Here is a 19,376-nt window from a genome sequence, read left to right on the forward strand (position 1 = left end):
ATTATCCGTGAATTTGTTTACCATCTACTGCCATCGCCGCTTCCCCGATTGCTTCTGATAGTGTCGGGTGCGGATGGATGGATTCAGCAATCTCCCATGGAGTCGCATCAAGAACTTTGGCGAGACCGGCTTCCGAAATCATATCAGTTACGTGCGGCCCGATCATATGGACTCCTAATAAATCATCTGTTTCTTTATCAGCAATAATTTTGACAAAACCATCCGACTCACCGAACACTAACGCTTTACCAATTGCTTTGAAGGAAAACTTCCCTTTTTTGATTTCATAACCAGCTTCTTTGGCTTGTTGCTCCGTCAATCCAACACTGGCAACTTCAGGATTAGAATAGATACATGTCGGTATTTCTTCGGCTTTCAACTTGTGCGGCTTTTTCTCTGCCATATGCTCGACAGCTGTTATTCCTTCATGTGAGGCGACATGGGCAAGCTGAAGGCCTCCAATAACATCACCGATGGCATAGATGTGGCTTTCTTTGGTCTGGTAATAATCATTCGTTTCAATGAACCCATTTTCGACTTTGATATCCGTGTTTTCCAGCCCAATATTAGTCACATTAGCCGAACGGCCAACAGAAACTAATAATTTATCAGCCTCGTAAGTCTCCTGCTTTTCTTTAACTTCAGCCTGGATTACCACGTTGCCGTCTTTTTTCAGTGTTTCAGGAAGCACCTTTGCACCAGTTACAACTTTGATGCCTTTCTTCTTCATCAAACGTTGCATTTCCTTTGCTATTTCTTGATCTTCAGTAGGCAGGATTTGTGGTAGATATTCGATGAGAGTCACTTCTACCCCAAAATCAGCAAGCATGGAAGCCCATTCTATACCAATGACTCCTCCCCCAATAATGATGATCGACTTTGGAAGTTCTTTCATTTCAAGCGCTTCATCGGAAGTCATCACATATTCGCCATCTATATCAAGACCTGGCAAGGTTTTGGGTTTAGAACCGGTAGCAATTAAAACATTTTTGGGAATCAGCATTTCATTTTCTTCCCCGTTATTCATCTCCACCGAGATGGTGCCCGGCATCGGAGAAAAAATCGAAGGACCTAAAATTCTGCCAAAACCCTCATAAACATCGATTTTACCCTTTTTCATCAGGCCTTCTACCCCATTATGTAAGGTATCCACGATCGATTGTTTTCTCTTCTGAACACGATCAAAGTTGATTTTTGGCTGGTCAGTGATAATTCCATATTCGTCCGCTTCTTTTGTCTGCCTATATACTTCAGCGCTTCTGAGCAGTGCTTTAGAAGGGATACAGCCTTTATGCAGGCAGGTCCCGCCCATTTTCCCCTTCTCGACTACTGCTGTTTTCAAACCAAGCTGAGAGGCTCTGATTGCTGAAACATACCCACCAGTACCTCCGCCCAGTATGACTAAATCATAATCTTGAGCCATGGTTGACTCTCCTTTCTATTCTGTGAAATTTGGATACTGTTTTGGCAGTTCTTCTTGACGAAGCACGCGTAATGTGCCAGCATTCAGAGCTTCCAGCTCATTCTCGCCAGGATAAACCAGGATATCAGCAATCCACTTGACCCTTTCTGATATTTGCTCAACAAAGCCTTTTCCGTACGCCAGACCCCCAGTCAGCACTATAGCATCGACTTTCCCTTCCAATACCGTGCTCATTGACCCAATTTCTTTTGCTATTTGATAGGCCATCGCATCATAAATCAATGCGGCTTTTTTATCGCCTTGTTCCATACGCTTTTCTATTTCTACCGCGTCGTTGCTTTCTAAATAAGCCATCAATCCGCCTTTACCGACTAGCTTCTTCATAATTTCATCCCGGTAATACTGACCCGAAAAACACATGGAGACGAGATCACCAGCGGGTACTGTCCCTGCACGCTCCGGCGAAAATGGGCCGTCGCCATGCAGACCATTGTTCACATCGACGACCCTGCCATTTTTATGTGCCCCTACTGTAATACCTCCGCCCATATGGGTCACGATCAGGCGGGATTCTTTATAAATTTGCCTCAAGTCACTTGCTGCTCTTCTAGCTACGGCTTTTTGGTTCAATGCGTGGAAGATGCTTTTTCTTGGAATTTCAGGAACCCCTGAAATCCTTGCAATCTCCTGTAGTTCATCGACGACCACCGGATCCACAATAAACGCTGGTATGTTAAGCCCTTGCGCAATTTCATTCGCAATGATGCCACCTAAATTAGAGGCGTGCTCCCCATTATAGCCGGCTTTTAAATCCTCAAGCATTGCATCATTGACTTCATACGTTCCTCCTTCAATAGGTCGTAACAGCCCGCCACGACCACACACGGCACTTAATTTACTGATATTAATTCCTTCTTTATCCAGTTCATCTAATATCACTTGTTTCCGAAACTCATATTGCTCAATGATTCTCGAGAAACCCGCCACCTCTTCAGTCGTGTGGCGGATTGTTTTTTCAAAAATACAAGTTTCTTCTTCAAAGACTCCGATTTTTGTAGATGTCGAACCTGGATTAATAACAAGTATTCTGTGAGCTTGCTGCACTGCCTTAAACCTCCGATCAACCTTCGCTGTTTATCTTCTGCTGAGAATATGGTGTCCATTTTGCAAAAACTGGCTTCTTGAATGACGCATGCGCTGAATACGTTCTTCAGCCATTTTGTCTGCAGCTGCATATGTCGGAATATTGTCCCGCTTGGATATTTCGAACACTTTGGATACATTGTCATAAATTGTTTCTACCCGCTTCATCGCCCGCTCTTTATTATAACCATTCAACTCGTCGGCAACATTAATTACTCCTCCGGCATTGATGACGTAATCAGGCGTATAAACGACCCCTTTTTCATGGAGAATATCACCATGTGAAGTGTCTTTCAGCTGGTTGTTAGCCGCTCCAGCGATAACTTTAGCCTTCAATTGTGGAATTGTTTCATCATTGATTGTTGCACCCAGAGCACATGGCGCATAAATATCACAGTCAACGCCATATATTTCCTCAGGATCAACCGCTTTGGCGCCAAAGTTCTCGACAGCCCGCTGAACAGCTTCTTTGTTGATATCTGTTACGATTAAACTTGCGCCTTCTTCATGAAGATGTCGGCAAAGGTTATAAGCGACATTTCCTACACCCTGTACTGCTATTGTTTTTCCCTCTAGTGAATCTGTTCCAAATCCTTCTTTAGCAGCAGCTTTCATTCCGCGATATACACCATAAGCGGTCACAGGAGAAGGATTTCCTGAAGAACCAAATGCTGGTGAAATTCCGGTCACATAATCTGTTTCTTCATGAATTAAATCCATGTCCTGCACTGTAGTCCCTACATCTTCAGCTGTAATGTAACGGCCATTAAGTCCCTGAATATATCGTCCAAAAGCACGGAACATTTCTTCGTTCTTATCTTTTTTAGGATCACCGATAATAACGGTCTTACCGCCCCCAAGGTTCAAGCCGGCAGCTGCATTTTTATAGGTCATACCTTTGGCAAGACGAAGGGCATCTTCAATAGCCGCATCTTCTGAATCATACGTCCACATTCTGGTCCCACCCAGAGCAGGGCCTAACGTTGTATCATGAATAGCAATGATCGCCCTCAAACCAGAAGTTTCGTCCTGACAAAATACCAATTGCTCATAGTCATATTCTTTCATATAAGTGAAAATTTCCATCTCGTATTCCTCCTAATGTTTATCAGATGATAGTAAAGCAAGTGCGAGGGAATATATTTTACTCTCTGCTGAATCAGCCCTAGAGGTGAGAACAATCGGCGCTGCAGCCCCGCTTATAATTCCGGCGACTTTCGCATTGGCAAAATACATAAAAGATTTATATAACGCATTAGCTGTTTCAATAGCTGGAGCTACCAGTACATCTGCTTTTCCAGCAACAGGGGAGATGATCCCCTTCTGCTCAGCGGCTTTTATGCTCACTGCATTGTCAAATGCAAGTGGTCCATCCACCTGGCAATTTTTCAGCTGGCCCCTTTTCGCCATCTGGGTAAGCAGCGCCCCATCCATTGTTGCAGTCATGGAAGGATTCACTACTTCAACCGCAGCCAGGACTGCTACTTTCGGTTGCTCAATTCCTAAACTCCTCGCCACTGAAACTGTATTTTCAATGATTTGTGCCTTTTCTTCCAAAGAAGGGGCAATGTTCATCGCAGAATCCGTCAGGAATATCAGTCTATCCTGGTTAGGTATTTCAAATAGGGCCACATGGGATAATACATTCCCTGTACGGAGTCCATATTCTTTGTGAAGTACCGCCTTCAATATCTCTTTTGTAGAAATGTTACCTTTCATAACTACTTGTGCCCGGCCTGTTTTTACTGCATTCACCGCAACAGCTGCCACCTCTTTCTGGTTGGAGTCCAAAACTTCGATAGAAGGATGATTTAAAGTTAGTCCAACCTCTCCTGCAAGCCTCTCAACTTCTTTTTGTTCCCCAACCAGTAAAAAACGACAGAGATTGTTTTCTATTGCTTTGTTGACAGCTTTCAGTACTTCCCGATCTGCCGCTTGAGCTACGGCAACCGTTTTTAAAGCGTTGTTATCCAATTGTTTGAGTAATGTTTCTAAAGTACGCAAACTCTCACCTCTTCACTATTTACATGCAAATATCATGCCAAACTTCCAATCAATGAAAACGCTTCCGCATTTGTCTTCCACACATGCAAAGACTATCATATATGCAATTTATTGCATGCTATTTTTGTCTAAATTGTATTTATCAAGTTTATAATAGAGATTTCTAATCGATATTCCCAGCGCCTTTGCTGTCTGTGTTTTATTATAATTGTGTGCCTGATAAGCTTCTGCCAACAGTTTTCGTTCGTAGGCATCCACAGCTACCTGCAATGTTTCCCCCAGCCATACTTGTCCGGCATCTTTTTGCCTCTTTGTTTCTGGAGCCGTATGCTTTAAAGGCGGGATATGAGAAAGTTGAATGACTTCTTCATAGTTCTCCATGTAAATCATTGCTCTTCCTATAATATTTTCCAGTTCTCTAACATTCCCCGGCCAGTTATAACCTTTGAGCTTTTCTAATGCCTCATCGTCCAGCCTTTTAACGTTGCGCCCATAATTTTCGTTCAATTTCTGTATCAAATACTCAATCAATAACGGGATATCTTCAATCCTCTCCCTTAATGGAGGAATATAAATAGGCAGTCGATTAAGTCGGTAGTAGAGGTCTTCCCGAAAGCTCTTGTTCATGATCGCTTTCTCTAAATTGACATGTGTGGCTGCTATAATCCGCACATCCACCGGAACCGGCTTAGTTCCACCGACCCGTACGATTTCTTTTTCCTGCAGGACACGGAGTAATTTTGCTTGCATTTGAAGTGATAGCTCCCCTATTTCATCCAAGAAGATACTGCCATTATGCGCTTCTTCAAATAGACCTTTTTTACCGCCTCGTTTGGCCCCTGAGAAGGCACCTTCTTCGTAACCGAATAACTCGCTTTCCAAGAGTGACTCTGCAATAGCTGCACAATTGACCCGGATAAACTTATTATGCCTTCTGCCGCTCTCATTATGGATGGCGTGAGCAAAAAGTTCTTTTCCTGTACCAGATTCTCCTCTTAAAAGAACCGTGGCAGGCGTTTTCGCTCCCACCTTCGCTTGTTCTAATGCAAGCGTCATTTCTTGCGAAGTGCCAATAATGTCATCAAAGGTATATTTCGCTTCCAGCTTCCTGATAATCTGCCTTGCCCGTTTCAGCTCACTGGTCAGTGACTTGATTTCAGTCACGTCATGCAGGACACCGACACTCCCCTTCAGCTTTCCATCAACGATTACTGGTGCAACATTGACAATGACATCCTTTTTAGCAGGACCGACTTTCATTCTTACACCCCGAACAGGTCTCCTCGTCTGAAGCACCTTCATGTGCATACTCTCGCCTTCATAAATATCCACAGTTGCCGGCTTCCCTACAATTTCTTTTTCCGTAAGCCCTGTAATTCTGGTGTAGGCAGGATTAATCATCAATCCCTTTCCATCTTCATCAACGACCGTGATTGCCTCATCGGAAGATTGGATAATCGCTTCCAGCATCGTTTTTACTTCCTTGAGATCCGTTATTTCTTCCGCCAGATCCACCACTTCTGTAATATCTTTAAAAACAGCAAAGGCGCCCATTACTTCACCAGCACTATTTATAATAGGAATCCTTGTGGTAATCACCTTTTTGCCGTTTTCCAATATAAGTTTTTGGTTGACCTCTTTCCGGCGCGTTTTCATGATATGAGGAAGCCTGGTGGATGTTATGATCTCATCCACTTTCCGCATAAGCGCATCTTTTTTATCCATCCCTAAAATCTTCGCAGCACTACGGTTCATGAACGTAACGTTTTCCTCTTCATCTATCACTATCATTCCATCATGAATACTGTTTAATATCAGTTCCTGATTAATTGTTTGCGTTTTCAATTCAGTCAATAACGTTTCTTTTTCTTCTAAAAGTTCTGCGGTGATATAGGCTACCGCCCCTGGGATCACTACCGTTTTCCCTTTTCTTCTGGAAAGGATAGCTTCAAATGTCTTCTCATCCCCAGTAGCTTCGATGACTATATCAATGTCTTTATGTATCCATTGCTTCCACTCTGAACCCGTCTGAATGTCGAGTTCGGCAGCCAGACGCAAGCCATCCGCCTGGTCATTAATATCTACAATAGCGACTATCTCCATTTTATTGGTCGCTTTCAGCAACTTTAATAAAGCAGTGCCGCCTTTTCCCGCTCCTACAATTAGTACTCGCTTCACTGTACCACTTCCTGCAATTTTTTGCGTACTTTCATCATAATCTAACCTGCATTTATTAGCAAGATAAAAATGTTTTCAGAAAAAAGCTTGTTTGCTATACTAAAAATCAGTGAAAGGTTTTGCAATAAATTATTGATATTAAAGGGAGATAAAGCGCAATGCGATTGATAGCTTTATTAATTATGCTGATTCCGGGTATTATTGCCACTTTAGGAATTAAACTAATCCGGGACACGTTATTTGGTATTATGCATCCTATCTTTTTTCATATTTCTATCCAGTTCATATTCGGAGTTTTATTTATATTAGGCGGTATAGGATTTATAGCCGGATTTATTCGTCACCGGGATAGTAAAAGGAAAAATACGAATGGGAAATTTTAAAAAAGGGCTAAAAAGCTCTTTTTTTATTGTTAAAACTCATTGTTGCAATTCCAGTAAAGGACCGGACCGTTATGCAGGCAAACATCTCGGAATCAAGTCTTCGACTTTTCGGCCCTATTATTAAATAACTCTTAAACGGCGTGGCAAGCATTTGTTGAACCTAATTTGCTATACTAAGACTACTAAGAATATCAAGAAGGAGTTTTTAGATGGAAAGTTACCAGGATATGTTCAAAGAACAGTATCCCTTCAACTTGTTAACAGCTGAAGAATTCAATGAAATTTTCGGCAATGCTTCCATGAATGAATATAATAAAAATGAATTCATTATCCATGAAGATCAAGAAGAAGATACAATAGAGGTGCAATTTATATTATCAGGACTTGCGAAGAATATTATGCACCGTTCGAATGGCCAGCAGCTGTCCGTCAACTTTTTTTACCCTGGAGACCTCGTAGGCGTCATGATGATGCTGACAAGCGGTGAGATGAAATTTTCTGTACAGGCACTCGAAGCCACTAAGACACTACGTTTTGATAAATCAAAATTTTTTGATGTCATGTCCAACAATACTCACTTCTCAAAAGTAGTCGTCGATGAAATCAGCAATATGATGAAATCGCTCTATAATGAGATTAAATATAAAAGTTCTACATCTGATGAAAATGATGAGAAAGAATTGTTTAAAAAGCGTGCCGATACCTTTATGGAGCCACCCACGTTCATTCACCCAGAAAAAACGGTGGAACAAGCAGCCAGGATTATCCAGGAAGAAAAAGTAGAAGCTTTGATCGTAAGTGAAGACCGTCAGACTATGCTCGGAATGCTTGGTTATTCAGAAATCCTAAAGGCTTATTTTGAAAATGGACATACCAGACCGGTAAAAGCATATGCGACCGAAGAATCATTCGCCATTGCTTCACAGTCTTTTATTTATGATGCACTAAGTTACTTGAAGCATCACCCCACGGATCTAATTCCGGTCCTGCACCGGGATACCATTGCTGGAGTATTGAGGCAGTCCTCTTTCTTTACGATTCAAAACTCTGTATATTTCGATTTGACTTACAGGATTTCAAATGCCACCAGTGTGGAGGAGCTAAAAACGTTATCTCCCAGCAATAATGAACGCTTTCAACAATTCGTTGCCAGCCTGGTCGGTGAGAGCATGTATGCCTATGACATCACAGAATTAATTTCCAACTATAATGAACGTATCCATAAGCAAATCATCCAGATTGCTGAGGAAGAGATGGTAAAAGAAGGGTATGGCGCTCCTCCAATAAACTATTGCTTTATAGTGATGGGGAGTTTGGGCAGAAAAGAACAAGCTTTCAGTACAGATCAAGACAACGGCCTGATACTGGCAGATTATAAACACCTGCAAACCGCTGAAAAAATCGAGGACTATTTTAAACGATTGGGCGAAAAGATTAATCACATGCTTGATTATTGCGGCTTTCCCTTATGCACCGGAGGAATTATGGCAAAAGAAGAAAAATGGAGGAAATCTACAGAGGAATGGTATAAAAGTATAAATGAATGGATCGAAAAAATGGATGGAGAGGAAATAAGGGATTTTACTATCTTTGTCGATTTTCGGCCGGTATTCGGTGACTATTCCCTCGCCTATGAACTTCGGGAATTTGTAGTGAAAAGAATCCAACGTTCCTTAAATCTTCATCAGTTATTAATGAAGGATACATTACGCTTCAGAGTCCCGATTCAGCCATTCGGCAGGATCACCGGGATTGGCAAAAAAAGAGGATTAAATTTAAAGAAATCTGCGATAATGCAGATTGTTAATGCTATTCGAATTTATTCTATTAAGTACGGGATTGATGAAATAAATACGGTAAAAAGGCTGACAGCACTCACCGAACAAGAACGATTCCACCCTAGGGATGCCGAAAACGCTAAATTAGCTTTTCATCGCCTTCTTACCTTCCGATTACAGGAAAATTTGCGCCAGTTAGACGAAAACCTGCCGTTAACTAATGAGTTGAACCTGGCCCGCCTCAAAAAAGATGAAAAAAGGCTGCTTCGTGATGCCTTGATTATAGCTAAACGTCTGCAGCAAGTACTGGAATTAAGTTATAACAGGAATCGGGTGGTTTAATGCTACCTATCGACCTGCAAATACTTAAATATCTGTTCTTTGAAAAACCGATTTATTCCTATAAAATCCGCCCATACCGGAGGCAGAATGCTTATCATAAGTTATATCGGGAACTTGAGAATTACCAGTCTCCAGGCGAGTTACTTCACCAGCCGCTGGATAAAGCAACTTATACAATTTTCGATTTAGAAACCACCGGCTTCCTCCCGGAGATAGGTCATGAGATTATATCTATTGGTGCCATCCAAATTGAAGGCCTGCAATCCTGCCATATAAAAAAGTTTCATCAAATCATAAGGCCGATTCGTCCAGTACGCAGGCACACCTTGGACCTGACCGGGCTGACACGCACTCAATTAAAGAATGGAGCCTCTTTCATTGAAGGGTTTGACCGTTTTTTATCGTTTAGTAATAATTCCATTTTAGTTGCCCATCCTGCAAAGTTTGATATGCGTTTTCTGCGGGCAATGTTAAAGCGCTGGCAGCTTCCTGATTTTAATCCTCCCGTGATCGATTCCCAATTAGTTGCCCAATGGCTGCTTCCTGAAATACGCCACCAGTTGGATCCCTTGTTAAGATACTTTGATATTGAACAGATGGAACGTCACCATGCATTGAATGATGCGATAATGACTGCAGAGTTGTTTGAGCAATTATTAAAAGGGGCTATAGAATCAGGGGCAAAGGATTATTATTATTTACAAAAACAATTGGAATCCCTCGATCCATCCAAAAAAAAGGGTTCCTTACTATTCAGTTCAAGCTGATCAGAAAAAAGCAGCCAAAATTCCTGGCTGCTTTTTTAATCTTTATTCAAAGAATTCTTCATATAAGTATTGTACTACACGTTCCATGCCTTCTTCATAAACGCCAAACATCATTGATACTTCTGATGAACCTTGGTTGATCATTTCGATATTAACATCTGCTTCACGGAAAGCACGGGTAGCCTGACTTGCCAGACCTATAGTGTTATTCATACCTTCTCCAACAAGCATGACCATTGCCATATTCCGCTCGATGTTCACCATATCTACATTCAATTCATTTTTAATTCTTGCAATGACCTGTTCTTCCTGGTCTACAGGGAGCTGGTCTTCACGTAAAATGACAGACATATCATCAATTCCAGACGGAGCGTGTTCAAAGGAAATTCCTTCATCTTCTAAAATTTGCAATAGTCGACGACCAAACCCGATTTCCCTGTTCATTAAATATTTACTTACATAAAGTGTCAAGAATCCTTTATCGCTGGCTATCCCTGTAACACGTCCATAACCTGCTTCGTTTTCTGAAACAATCATGGTTCCTGGCGCTTGGGGATTATTGGTGTTCTTAATACAAACAGGAATCTTCGCTTTAAACGCCGGAATCAAAGCTTCATCATGAAAAACAGAAAAGCCTGCATAGGAAAGCTCACGCATTTCCTTATAAGTCAAGGAAGTTATTTGTTTAGGGTTAGAAACAATCGTTGGATTTACACAATAGACCGAATCCACATCCGTGAAGTTTTCATATAAATCAGCTTTTACTCCTGCCGCTACAATAGATCCGGTGATATCGGAACCTCCCCTTGGAAAAGTCACCAATCTGTCAGCTTTGCTGTACCCGAAAAATCCCGGAATGACAAGAATACCCTTACGTTCCCGAAGCTTATACAGTTGTTCCAGGCTTTCATCCAGCACCTGCGCCTGCCCAGGTTCATCACTTACAATGATGCCGGCATCCTTTGGATTCACGTAGGAAGCTTCTACATCTTTTGACTGTAAGTACGCGCTGAGAATTTGTGCAGAACCATCCTCTCCACAGGACTTGAGGGCATCTAAGGTCCATTCTGCAGATTCATGTGTATTGATGATATATTCGATGTTCTTTTGAATCGTTTCAGTCAAATCCTCCGAGAGCTCCAATTCCTGGATGATTTCACGGAAACGATCCATGACAGCAGAAAAAGCTGCATCATGATCTTCTTTGCCTGTTACCTTACCAGCAAGTTCAATTAGTAAATCAGTCATTTTGACATCATCACTGAACCTTTTCCCAGGTGCAGATACTACCACCACTTTTCTTTCTGTGTCATCTAACATAATATTTGCAACTTTTCTTAGTTGGGTTGCATTTGCTACAGAGCTTCCCCCAAATTTTACTACTTTCATTATTACATCTCCCTGCTACTTTGATAAAGTGATTAATAATTTAAAATTGTAACATAGATATACTTGGTTCTCCATTATTTGTAGGGAGAATTCTGATTTTTTATAAAATACCATGAAAAATTCATTACGCAGACAATTACAGCCACGTCTATACAATAACCTTACTACCTTATATCGGGTTTATATCGAATAAATCAACTCTTTTGGAAAGTCGAAGTGGATGAAAAAAAGCTTCCCTTACCCTCTTAATGGGTGTGGGAAGCTTTATCTTCTTTAAGCAAACGTATTTACCTTAATTAACTCGCTTTATGTTCCAGACGAAGGCGGTCGGCTACCATTGCAATGAATTCGGAGTTCGTAGGCTTTGCTTTAGTATTTGAAATGGTATAGCCAAATAAAGAAGAAATAGATTCGACATTACCTCTGTTCCATGCTACTTCAATGGCATGGCGAATGGCACGTTCTACCCGGGATGCAGTGGTCTGATATTTTTTTGCGATGTCCGGATACAATACTTTAGTGATCGATCCCAATAGTTCGATATCATTATACACCATCGAGATTGCTTCACGTAAATACATGTAGCCTTTAATATGAGCAGGTACTCCAATCTCATGGATAATATGAGTAATGCTTGTATTAAGGTCAGGCTTCTGGCCAGCTTTAGAGCTTGTTCCGATCGCTTTACTGATAGGATCATTAGAACCATGGATTTGACGGATCTGATCAGTCAGGGAATCAAGGTCAAATGGTTTCAGCATGAAATAAGATGCGCCTAAATCCACCGCTTTTTTCGTTACTTCCTCTTGTCCAAAAGCAGTGAGCATGATTACACTAGGTTTTTTCTTTAATTCCAACTGCTTCAATTGGCTCAGAACAGCTAGTCCATCCATATGCGGCATAATAATATCCAGTACCAGTACATCAGGCGTAGTTTCTTTCAGCATCTCAAGACATTCTTTTCCATTATATGAAGTGCCGACTACTTCAACATCCTTAATATCCTCAAAATAGTCCTCCAGCAACTTGATCAACTCACGATTATCGTCTGCCAAACCAATTTTGATTTTTTCCATTTTATTTAATTCCTCCTTGTAGTTTCCGCCTGTGTTTCCAAGTAATGTATTCGACAATCGTGCAGATAATCCTTTTAATTTAGTGAGAAAAATTTATTTATTTTTAAAATGCTTCCATTTACTCTTCTTTTCTTTATTTTTCGATTATATTCTACAATAAGTGCATAAGAAAATACCAGCTTTGTCGAAAAATCTTTACTGTTAACATAATAACATATTTTTTCCAATAGAGGAATGTTTTTTTTGCAAGGAAACAGTTCCTTCACATAAAAAAAGCCGTAGTAACTACGGCTTCAACTTGCTTGATCTTTATAAATATCTATACCTGCTTCTTGCAGCATCCATTCAATATGAACACCATAACCTGAAGTCGGGTCATTGACAAATACATGCGTCACTGCCCCTATAAGTTTTCCATTCTGTATAATTGGGCTTCCGCTCATCCCTTGAACGATTCCACCCGTCTCCTTCAGTAATTCCGGATCGGTTATTTTAACAACCATCCCTTTTGTAGCAGGTTGTTTTTGTGGAACTGTACTAACTACCTCCACATCAAACTCCTGTACTTCTTCACCTTTAACGACTGTCAAAATCTTAGCAGGGCCTTCCTTTACTTCATGGGACAATGCAATCGGAAGGGGCTGGTCATTGACACCGTTAGTTATGCTATCATCCAATTTACCAAAAATACCAAATGGGCTGTTTTTGGTGATTTCTCCGATACGATTTCTCTCCGCGGAAAACTCTGCCCTTTTTTCACCTGGTACGCCTTCACTTCCTTTTTGAATGGAAGTGACATTAGACCTTACAATCGTACCATCATGAATTTCGATAGGTTTTTGCGTATCCATATCCGAAATGACATGCCCTAGTGCTCCATATTTTTTAGAAGCAGGGTCATAAAATGTCATGGTTCCAATTCCTGCGGCTGAATCGCGGATATAAAGACCAATACGATATTTCTGATCTTTCACGTCATAAGTGGGTGTAAGGTTAGTATCAAATACTTCCTCCCCACGTTTAACGGTCAGCTTCAGGTCTTTATCATCTTCACCTGCTGTTTTTACTATTGGAGCCATGTCAGCCATTTCTTCTAACTCTTCACCGTTGATCTTCAATAAAATGTCGCCGACTTGTATTCCTGCTTTTTCTCCTGGCGATACCTGTTCAGAGTCAGTCTTGACTTGATGGTGTCCTACAACTAACACTCCTTTTGTATGCAGTTTAACACCAATCGATTGTCCTCCAGGTATAACTTTAAAGTCATCAAGATAGTCCACATTGATTTTTTTCAAGGGGAATCCTGCAACATTGTAGAAAAATTCGTCGGATGATGTGATACCGTCACTCGATTGAAGAGCATGTAGAGAAGAACCTTCAGCCTCATCGATTTCTTTTATAGCTGGCACACTGGAGATGCCTTGTTCTTGAAAGGTGGTCCATTCTGTAGGAATGGATAAATATTGTTGTACAGGGCTTAGAAACGGTAATACAATCATGGTGAGCAAAAGGATTAATCCAGCTGCTTTTCTCATCTGTTGCTTATATTTCAAATGTTCCAACTCCTCGCCTCTAACCCACACCATCGCAATCGAATGGTTTACTTTTAATGTGGTCTAAGGAGGAGTATTTTAAACACACACAACTTCAGAAAAAAGAGGGAACTATTCCTGAAACAAATCTGTTGCTAATCCATGGATAAAAAGTTTAAATTCTCCCATAATAAATGACAACATCACACTGGATTCAGTGTGATGTTGAGTGATCTCCCACCTTATACCTGGCTGCTAATTCCAATAATTCTCTGGCATGTTCTTTTGTCGTTTCTGTTAATTCAGCGCCAGTAATCATTCTGCTGATTTCCTCCACTTTTTCTTTCTCCTCCAGTTCATGGACAGATGTGGCGGTACGTTCTCCAGTAACATGCTTTTCAATTTGTAAATGTGTATCAGCCATAGACGCCACTTGAGGAAGATGAGATATACAAAGCACCTGGGAACCTTCAGAGATTCCATATATTTTCTCCGCTATCGCTTGAGCAACCCTGCCACTGACTCCTGTATCAACTTCATCAAAAATGACACTAGTCACTCCCTGATGTTTGGAGAATATTTTCTTTAATGCCAGCATTACCCGAGACAACTCCCCACCCGAGGCTACTTTATGGATCTCCTTCATTGGTTCGCCAGGATTGGTAGTAATTAAAAATTTCACTATATCAAACCCATTGGGGAGTAGTTTGACATTCTTTCCCTCAAAAAGAGGATCCTCCTGCTGGCCTTTTTTCGTTTGAATATCAACAGAGAAAGCAGCCTTATCAAGGTAAAGCCCTTTTAATTCCTGCTGGATAGCAATAGCAAGTTCTTTTGAAGCTTTCATCCTGATATCTTGAAGATGCTTTGCTTCTAACGCTGCATCCTGGCCAACATCTTTAATATCGCTTTCCAGTTTTGCCAAATGAGAGTCCTTGTTCTTTATTTCTTCCATCTCTTCTTCTATGCGGGAACTATATTCAAGAATCTCTTCAACGCTTTCTCCATATTTTTTCTTCAAGCGATTGATTTCATTCAAACGACTTTCAATGACATCGAGCCGTTCTGGATCAAATTCCAGTTGTTCAAGCTGAGAACTGAGCTGAAATGTCATTTCTTCCATTAAATAATAATGATTAGACATTTCTTCGGTCATTTTTTTTATCTGTTCATCATAATCCTGGGCGCCCTCCAACGCGTTAAGAGCATGAGAGACCCAGTCCAATCCTTTTTGTTCGCCATAAAGAGCCTGGTATGCTCCATGAATGCCTGCGTATATTTTTTCATAATTGACCAGACGGTTACGTTCTTCTGTCAATAAAACATCCTCATTTGGCTGGAGCTCTGCAGCTTGAAGTTCATTCCATTGGAATTCTAATAAATCAAGACGCTGCGCCATTTCCTGTTCATTATCATTTAACTCTCTGTACCGCTTCTGCAAGGTTTGAAATTTAGCATACAACTTCCTATATTCATCCTTTGCAGGGATAATTTCTTTATGGGCGTACAAATCCAGGAGTTCGATGTGACGCTCTGCGTCCATCAATGACTGTGTTTCATGCTGGCTGTGAATGTCAATCAGCGTTTTACCGAATTCGCGAAGTATCGCTAACGTTACCAGTTTTCCATTGATACGGCAAATGCTCTTTCCCTGAGAAGTAATGGTGCGGTGCAGTACCACCATGCCATCTTCTTCGATTTCTACCCCGAATTCTTCGCCTTTATCATAGACAGGATGGTACCCTTCAATTGAAAACAAACCTTCAATCTCAGCTTTCTTACTGCCATGCCGTACAAACTCTACCGAACCACGACCGCCAGCCAGTAACTGAATCGCATCGATGATAATCGACTTACCTGCACCGGTTTCTCCTGTCAATACAGTCAATCCATTCCTGAAATTCACAGAAATTTGATCAATGATTGCAAAATCACGAATTGAAAGTTCCATTAACATTGTAGAGCCACCTCAGTTTCCCCATTTCAAAGATATTTAAGAATGTCCAGGTTGTAGTCCCTTCTTTTTACAGCATTTCTAATAATTGATCAGAAATCAACCGGGTCTGTTCTTCACTTCTGCATATAATCAAACAAGTATCATCCCCACATATCGTTCCCATGATTTCTTCCCAGTCCAGATTATCAATCAAAGCGCCGACCGCGTTGGCGTTACCAGGCAATGTTTTTAAAATAATAAAATGACCAGCCCGGTCAATACTTACAAAAGCATCCATCATGAGCCGACGAAGTTTCTCTAAAGGATTGAAACGTTGGTCTGCTGGAAGACTGTATTTATAACGACCATCAATCATTGGTACTTTAACAAGATGTAATTCTTTAATATCTCTGGAAACCGTAGCCTGTGTAACGTTGTATCCCAGGCTCTTTAAACGATCGACAAGTTCGTCCTGTGTTTCAATATCATTATTAGTAATCAATTCACGTATTTTTATATGACGTTGACCTTTATTCACGTTAGTTTCCTCCAATCTGAGCCCCTCGGACCTGTTTTGACAAGCTTGGATGATCAACAAGTCCTGATAGCGTATAGCCTCAATTATTTCTTTTAACCAAATCGAGGTTTTTAAAGTATAAAAAGGAGGGCTACACATCAAGGCAGCCCTCTCCATTACTACGCATGCTTCCGATGTGTCTCATGTGCTTCTTTCACAATATTACTTATTTCGACATCGGAGCTGCGATAACCTTCCTTATTGGATTTCCAACGAAAATGCGCTAAAAACTCAATGTTTCCGTCTCCTCCCGTAATTGGGGAGAACGAGAGGTTCGTAAAAATGTAACCCTGCTCTTCAGCAAAATCAAGAATCCTCTTGATCACTTCTTCATGAACCTTTGCATCGCGGACAATCCCTTTTTTCCCTACTTGTTCTCTTCCGGCTTCAAACTGAGGTTTTATCAATGCCACGATATCACTTTCATCTTTCAACAGGTTTTTCAACACTGGCAAAATTAAACGAAGTGAAATGAATGACACATCGATAGACGCAAAGTCAGGAAGCCCGTGTTCTAAGTCCTCTGGGGTTACATAACGGAAATTGGTGCGTTCCATTACATATACACGCGGATCGTTTCTTAGTTTCCAATCCAGCTGATTGTATCCAACATCAATGGCGTAACTGTGCTTCACACCATTTTGCAGCCCGCAATCTGTAAAACCACCTGTTGAAGAACCTATATCAATCATAATTTTATCTTTTAAAGCCAAATCAAACTGCTTGATTGCCTTTTCAAGTTTCAATCCACCGCGGCTGACATAGGGAATCAGCTTTCCTTTCACATGTAATGGAATATCTTCCTCCACTTTCATACCAGGCTTATCCAGACGAGCATTTTCTGAATACACAAGCCCGGCCATTATGGTTCGTTTAGCTTTTTCTCTTGTTTCTATTATGCCTCTTTCGACGAGTAATATATCCAGTCGTAGTTTCTTTGCCATATGTTCAAGCCCTTTTTCGTTTACTTGGTGTCATTTCTTTTAAATTTGAAACGGCAGCTTCTTTGGTAAGGTCAATTTCTTTCAGTAATTCCGGAACTTTTCCGTGTTCAATGAACCGATCAGGAATCCCCATACGTTTAATCACTTGATTTCTATATAAGTTTTCTTCAGCGAATTCAAGGATGCTTGAACCGAAACCACCTTTTAACACGGCCTCTTCGATTGTAAGAATTGGCATGTCTGCCTGCATAATATCATGCAGCATTGTCTCATCCAAAGGTTTGATGAACCTTGCATTGACAACCCTTACTGAAATCCCTTGCTTTTTAAGTTCTTCACTTGCTTCCAAAGCCATTTCAATAGTTGTCCCGAATGTAAGAATGACGGCATCTGAGCCCTCCTGAAGTACTTCCCAGCTGCCAATATCAATCAATTTATGTTCCGGATCAACTTGAACTCCTTTCGCATTACCTCGCGGATAACGAATGCCAATTGGCCCGCCTTCATGGTTCATTGCTGTATGAACCATATGCTGAGCTTCGTTCTCATCTCTAGGCATCATCAAGGTCATATTTGGCAGACTTCTGAGAAAAGCTATATCGAATACACCCTGATGCGTTTCCCCATCAGCTCCTACAAGTCCGGCCCGATCGATACCGAAAACAACATTGAGTTTTTGCCGGCAAACATCGTGCACTACCTGGTCATAAGCACGTTGTAAGAAAGTGGAATAAATCGCCAGGAATGGCTTCATCCCCTGTGTAGCCAAACCTGCCGCCACTGTGGTTGCATGCTGCTCTGCAATTCCAACATCAAATAAGCGATCAGGAAATTCTTCACCGAATTTTTCTAATTTAGAGCCAAGGATCATCGCTGGTGTAATGGCAACTATTCGTTCATCGCTTCTTGCCTCACGGCGCAGCGCTTCTGTTATAACAGAACTCCATGCAGGCGGGGCGGCGTCAGGTTTGATTTTCTCTCCTGAATCGATTTTATACGGCCCGACCCCATGCCATTTGTCTGTTTGGTCAGACTCTGCAGGATGATAACCTTTCCCCTTTTGCGTCATAACATGTACGATTACTGGTCCTTCCGTCTTTTTGGCATAATTAAGGTTTTCTAATAAATCGTTAAAATCATGACCATCCACTGGACCATAATACGTAAATCCAAGTTCTTCGAAAAACATGCCAGGCACAACAAAATACTTCATACTATCTTTAAGACGTTCGGCAGCCTGGGCAAGCCTTCCACCGACAGCAGGAATTTTTTTAAGTAACCATTCCAGATCATCTTTCGCCCGGTTGTACTTCCCTGCACTCCTCATTCGTCCTAAAGCGTTATGAAGCGCTCCAACATTTTTAGCAATGGACATTTCATTATCATTGAGAATCACTGTGATGTTCTTTTTTTCATGGCCAATATGATTCAATGCTTCAAGAGCCATACCGCCAGTTAATGCTCCGTCCCCGATGATTGGCAGGATAGCATGTTTTTCATCTTTTACATCCCTGGCAATTGCCATTCCCATTGCTGCTGAGAGGGAGGTGGAACTATGACCTGTTTCCCAAAGATCGTGCTCGCTCTCACACCGTTTTGGGAAACCGCATAATCCTTTATATTGCCTTAATGTATCAAACTGACCTGCACGGCCAGTCAATATTTTGTGAATGTATGATTGATGACCAACATCAAAAATAAACCGGTCTTTTGGACTCTCGTAAACCTTGTGAAGCGCTAGTGTCAATTCCACGACACCAAGATTGGCTCCAAGGTGACCGCCTGTTTTTGAAAGGTTTTCAATTAAAAAAGTTCTGATGTTTGAGGCTAGCTGTTTCAAGTCTTCGTTGGATAGATCCCTTACAAACGAAGGATCTTGAATTGTTTTTAGATCCATAAATGGA

General features: G+C 41.2%; 15 protein-coding genes. 3 read left to right on the forward strand and 12 right to left on the reverse strand.

Annotated features, from left to right (window positions below; all coding sequences use genetic code 11):
* Window position 1: 1 nt before the first annotated feature.
* The 5 genes from lpdA to FHS45_RS13250 form a co-directional block, all read right to left on the reverse strand.
* Window positions 2-1,423: a dihydrolipoyl dehydrogenase gene (gene lpdA / locus FHS45_RS13230; RefSeq protein WP_062446585.1), complete on the reverse strand. Its 1,422-nt coding sequence runs from the start codon at window positions 1,421-1,423 to the stop codon at window positions 2-4.
* A gap of 15 nt (window positions 1,424-1,438) precedes the next feature.
* A complete protein-coding gene (gene buk, locus FHS45_RS13235) occupies window positions 1,439-2,527 on the reverse strand; it encodes a butyrate kinase (RefSeq protein WP_062446586.1) in 1,089 nt (362 codons plus the stop codon).
* A 30-nt stretch (window positions 2,528-2,557) separates the two neighbouring features.
* Window positions 2,558-3,652 carry a branched-chain amino acid dehydrogenase gene (gene bcd / locus FHS45_RS13240; protein ID WP_062446587.1) on the reverse strand — a complete coding sequence of 365 codons (1,095 nt, stop codon included), beginning with the start codon at window positions 3,650-3,652 and terminating at the stop codon, window positions 2,558-2,560.
* Window positions 3,653-3,664: 12 nt separating this feature from the next.
* On the reverse strand, window positions 3,665-4,570 hold the full coding sequence (gene yqiS, locus FHS45_RS13245) for a phosphate butyryltransferase (RefSeq protein ID WP_062446588.1): 906 nt from the start codon (window positions 4,568-4,570) through the stop codon (window positions 3,665-3,667).
* 108 nt (window positions 4,571-4,678) lie between these two features.
* Window positions 4,679-6,748 (reverse strand): sigma-54 interaction domain-containing protein, encoded by a 2,070-nt coding sequence (locus FHS45_RS13250; protein WP_062446590.1) that lies wholly within the window; start codon window positions 6,746-6,748, stop codon window positions 4,679-4,681.
* Between the two features lie 158 nt (window positions 6,749-6,906).
* Between FHS45_RS13250 and FHS45_RS13255 the strand changes: the two genes are divergently transcribed.
* The 3 genes from FHS45_RS13255 to FHS45_RS13265 all read left to right on the forward strand — a co-directional run bounded on the left by FHS45_RS13255 (window position 6,907) and on the right by FHS45_RS13265 (window position 10,018).
* Window positions 6,907-7,131: a DUF2627 domain-containing protein gene (locus tag FHS45_RS13255; RefSeq protein WP_062446592.1), complete on the forward strand. Its 225-nt coding sequence runs from the start codon at window positions 6,907-6,909 to the stop codon at window positions 7,129-7,131.
* A 209-nt stretch (window positions 7,132-7,340) separates the two neighbouring features.
* Entirely contained in the window at window positions 7,341-9,251 is a 1,911-nt protein-coding gene (locus FHS45_RS13260; protein WP_062446594.1) for a DUF294 nucleotidyltransferase-like domain-containing protein, read from the forward strand.
* Window positions 9,251-10,018 (forward strand): 3'-5' exonuclease, encoded by a 768-nt coding sequence (locus FHS45_RS13265; protein WP_062446596.1) that lies wholly within the window; start codon window positions 9,251-9,253, stop codon window positions 10,016-10,018. Before FHS45_RS13260 ends, FHS45_RS13265 begins: the two co-directional genes overlap by 1 nt.
* 42 nt (window positions 10,019-10,060) lie before the next feature.
* Here the strand turns inward: FHS45_RS13265 and FHS45_RS13270 are convergent, their stop codons facing one another.
* From FHS45_RS13270 to dxs, 7 genes are all read right to left on the reverse strand, one after another.
* Window positions 10,061-11,407, reverse strand: a complete 1,347-nt coding sequence (locus FHS45_RS13270) for an aspartate kinase (protein WP_062446598.1) — start codon at window positions 11,405-11,407, stop codon at window positions 10,061-10,063.
* Window positions 11,408-11,703: 296 nt separating this feature from the next.
* Window positions 11,704-12,483 carry a sporulation transcription factor Spo0A gene (spo0A, locus tag FHS45_RS13275; RefSeq protein ID WP_062446604.1) on the reverse strand — a complete coding sequence of 260 codons (780 nt, stop codon included), beginning with the start codon at window positions 12,481-12,483 and terminating at the stop codon, window positions 11,704-11,706.
* Window positions 12,484-12,776: 293 nt separating this feature from the next.
* Window positions 12,777-14,069 (reverse strand): SpoIVB peptidase, encoded by a 1,293-nt coding sequence (gene spoIVB / locus FHS45_RS13280; RefSeq protein ID WP_371872040.1) that lies wholly within the window; start codon window positions 14,067-14,069, stop codon window positions 12,777-12,779.
* A gap of 160 nt (window positions 14,070-14,229) precedes the next feature.
* Window positions 14,230-15,972, reverse strand: coding sequence for a DNA repair protein RecN (gene recN, locus FHS45_RS13285; protein ID WP_062446605.1), 1,743 nt, complete (start codon window positions 15,970-15,972; stop codon window positions 14,230-14,232).
* A gap of 67 nt (window positions 15,973-16,039) precedes the next feature.
* Entirely contained in the window at window positions 16,040-16,489 is a 450-nt protein-coding gene (gene ahrC / locus FHS45_RS13290; RefSeq protein WP_062447998.1) for a transcriptional regulator AhrC/ArgR, read from the reverse strand.
* 158 nt (window positions 16,490-16,647) lie between these two features.
* Entirely contained in the window at window positions 16,648-17,472 is an 825-nt protein-coding gene (locus FHS45_RS13295) for a TlyA family RNA methyltransferase (RefSeq protein ID WP_062446606.1), read from the reverse strand.
* A gap of 4 nt (window positions 17,473-17,476) precedes the next feature.
* On the reverse strand, window positions 17,477-19,369 hold the full coding sequence (dxs, locus tag FHS45_RS13300; RefSeq protein WP_062446607.1) for a 1-deoxy-D-xylulose-5-phosphate synthase: 1,893 nt from the start codon (window positions 19,367-19,369) through the stop codon (window positions 17,477-17,479).
* Between the last annotated feature and the right edge of the window lie 7 nt (window positions 19,370-19,376).

Origin of the sequence: Thalassobacillus devorans, assembly GCF_011761345.1 — a bacterium.
Taxonomy (GTDB): Bacteria; Bacillota; Bacilli; order Bacillales; family Halobacillaceae; genus Thalassobacillus; species Thalassobacillus devorans.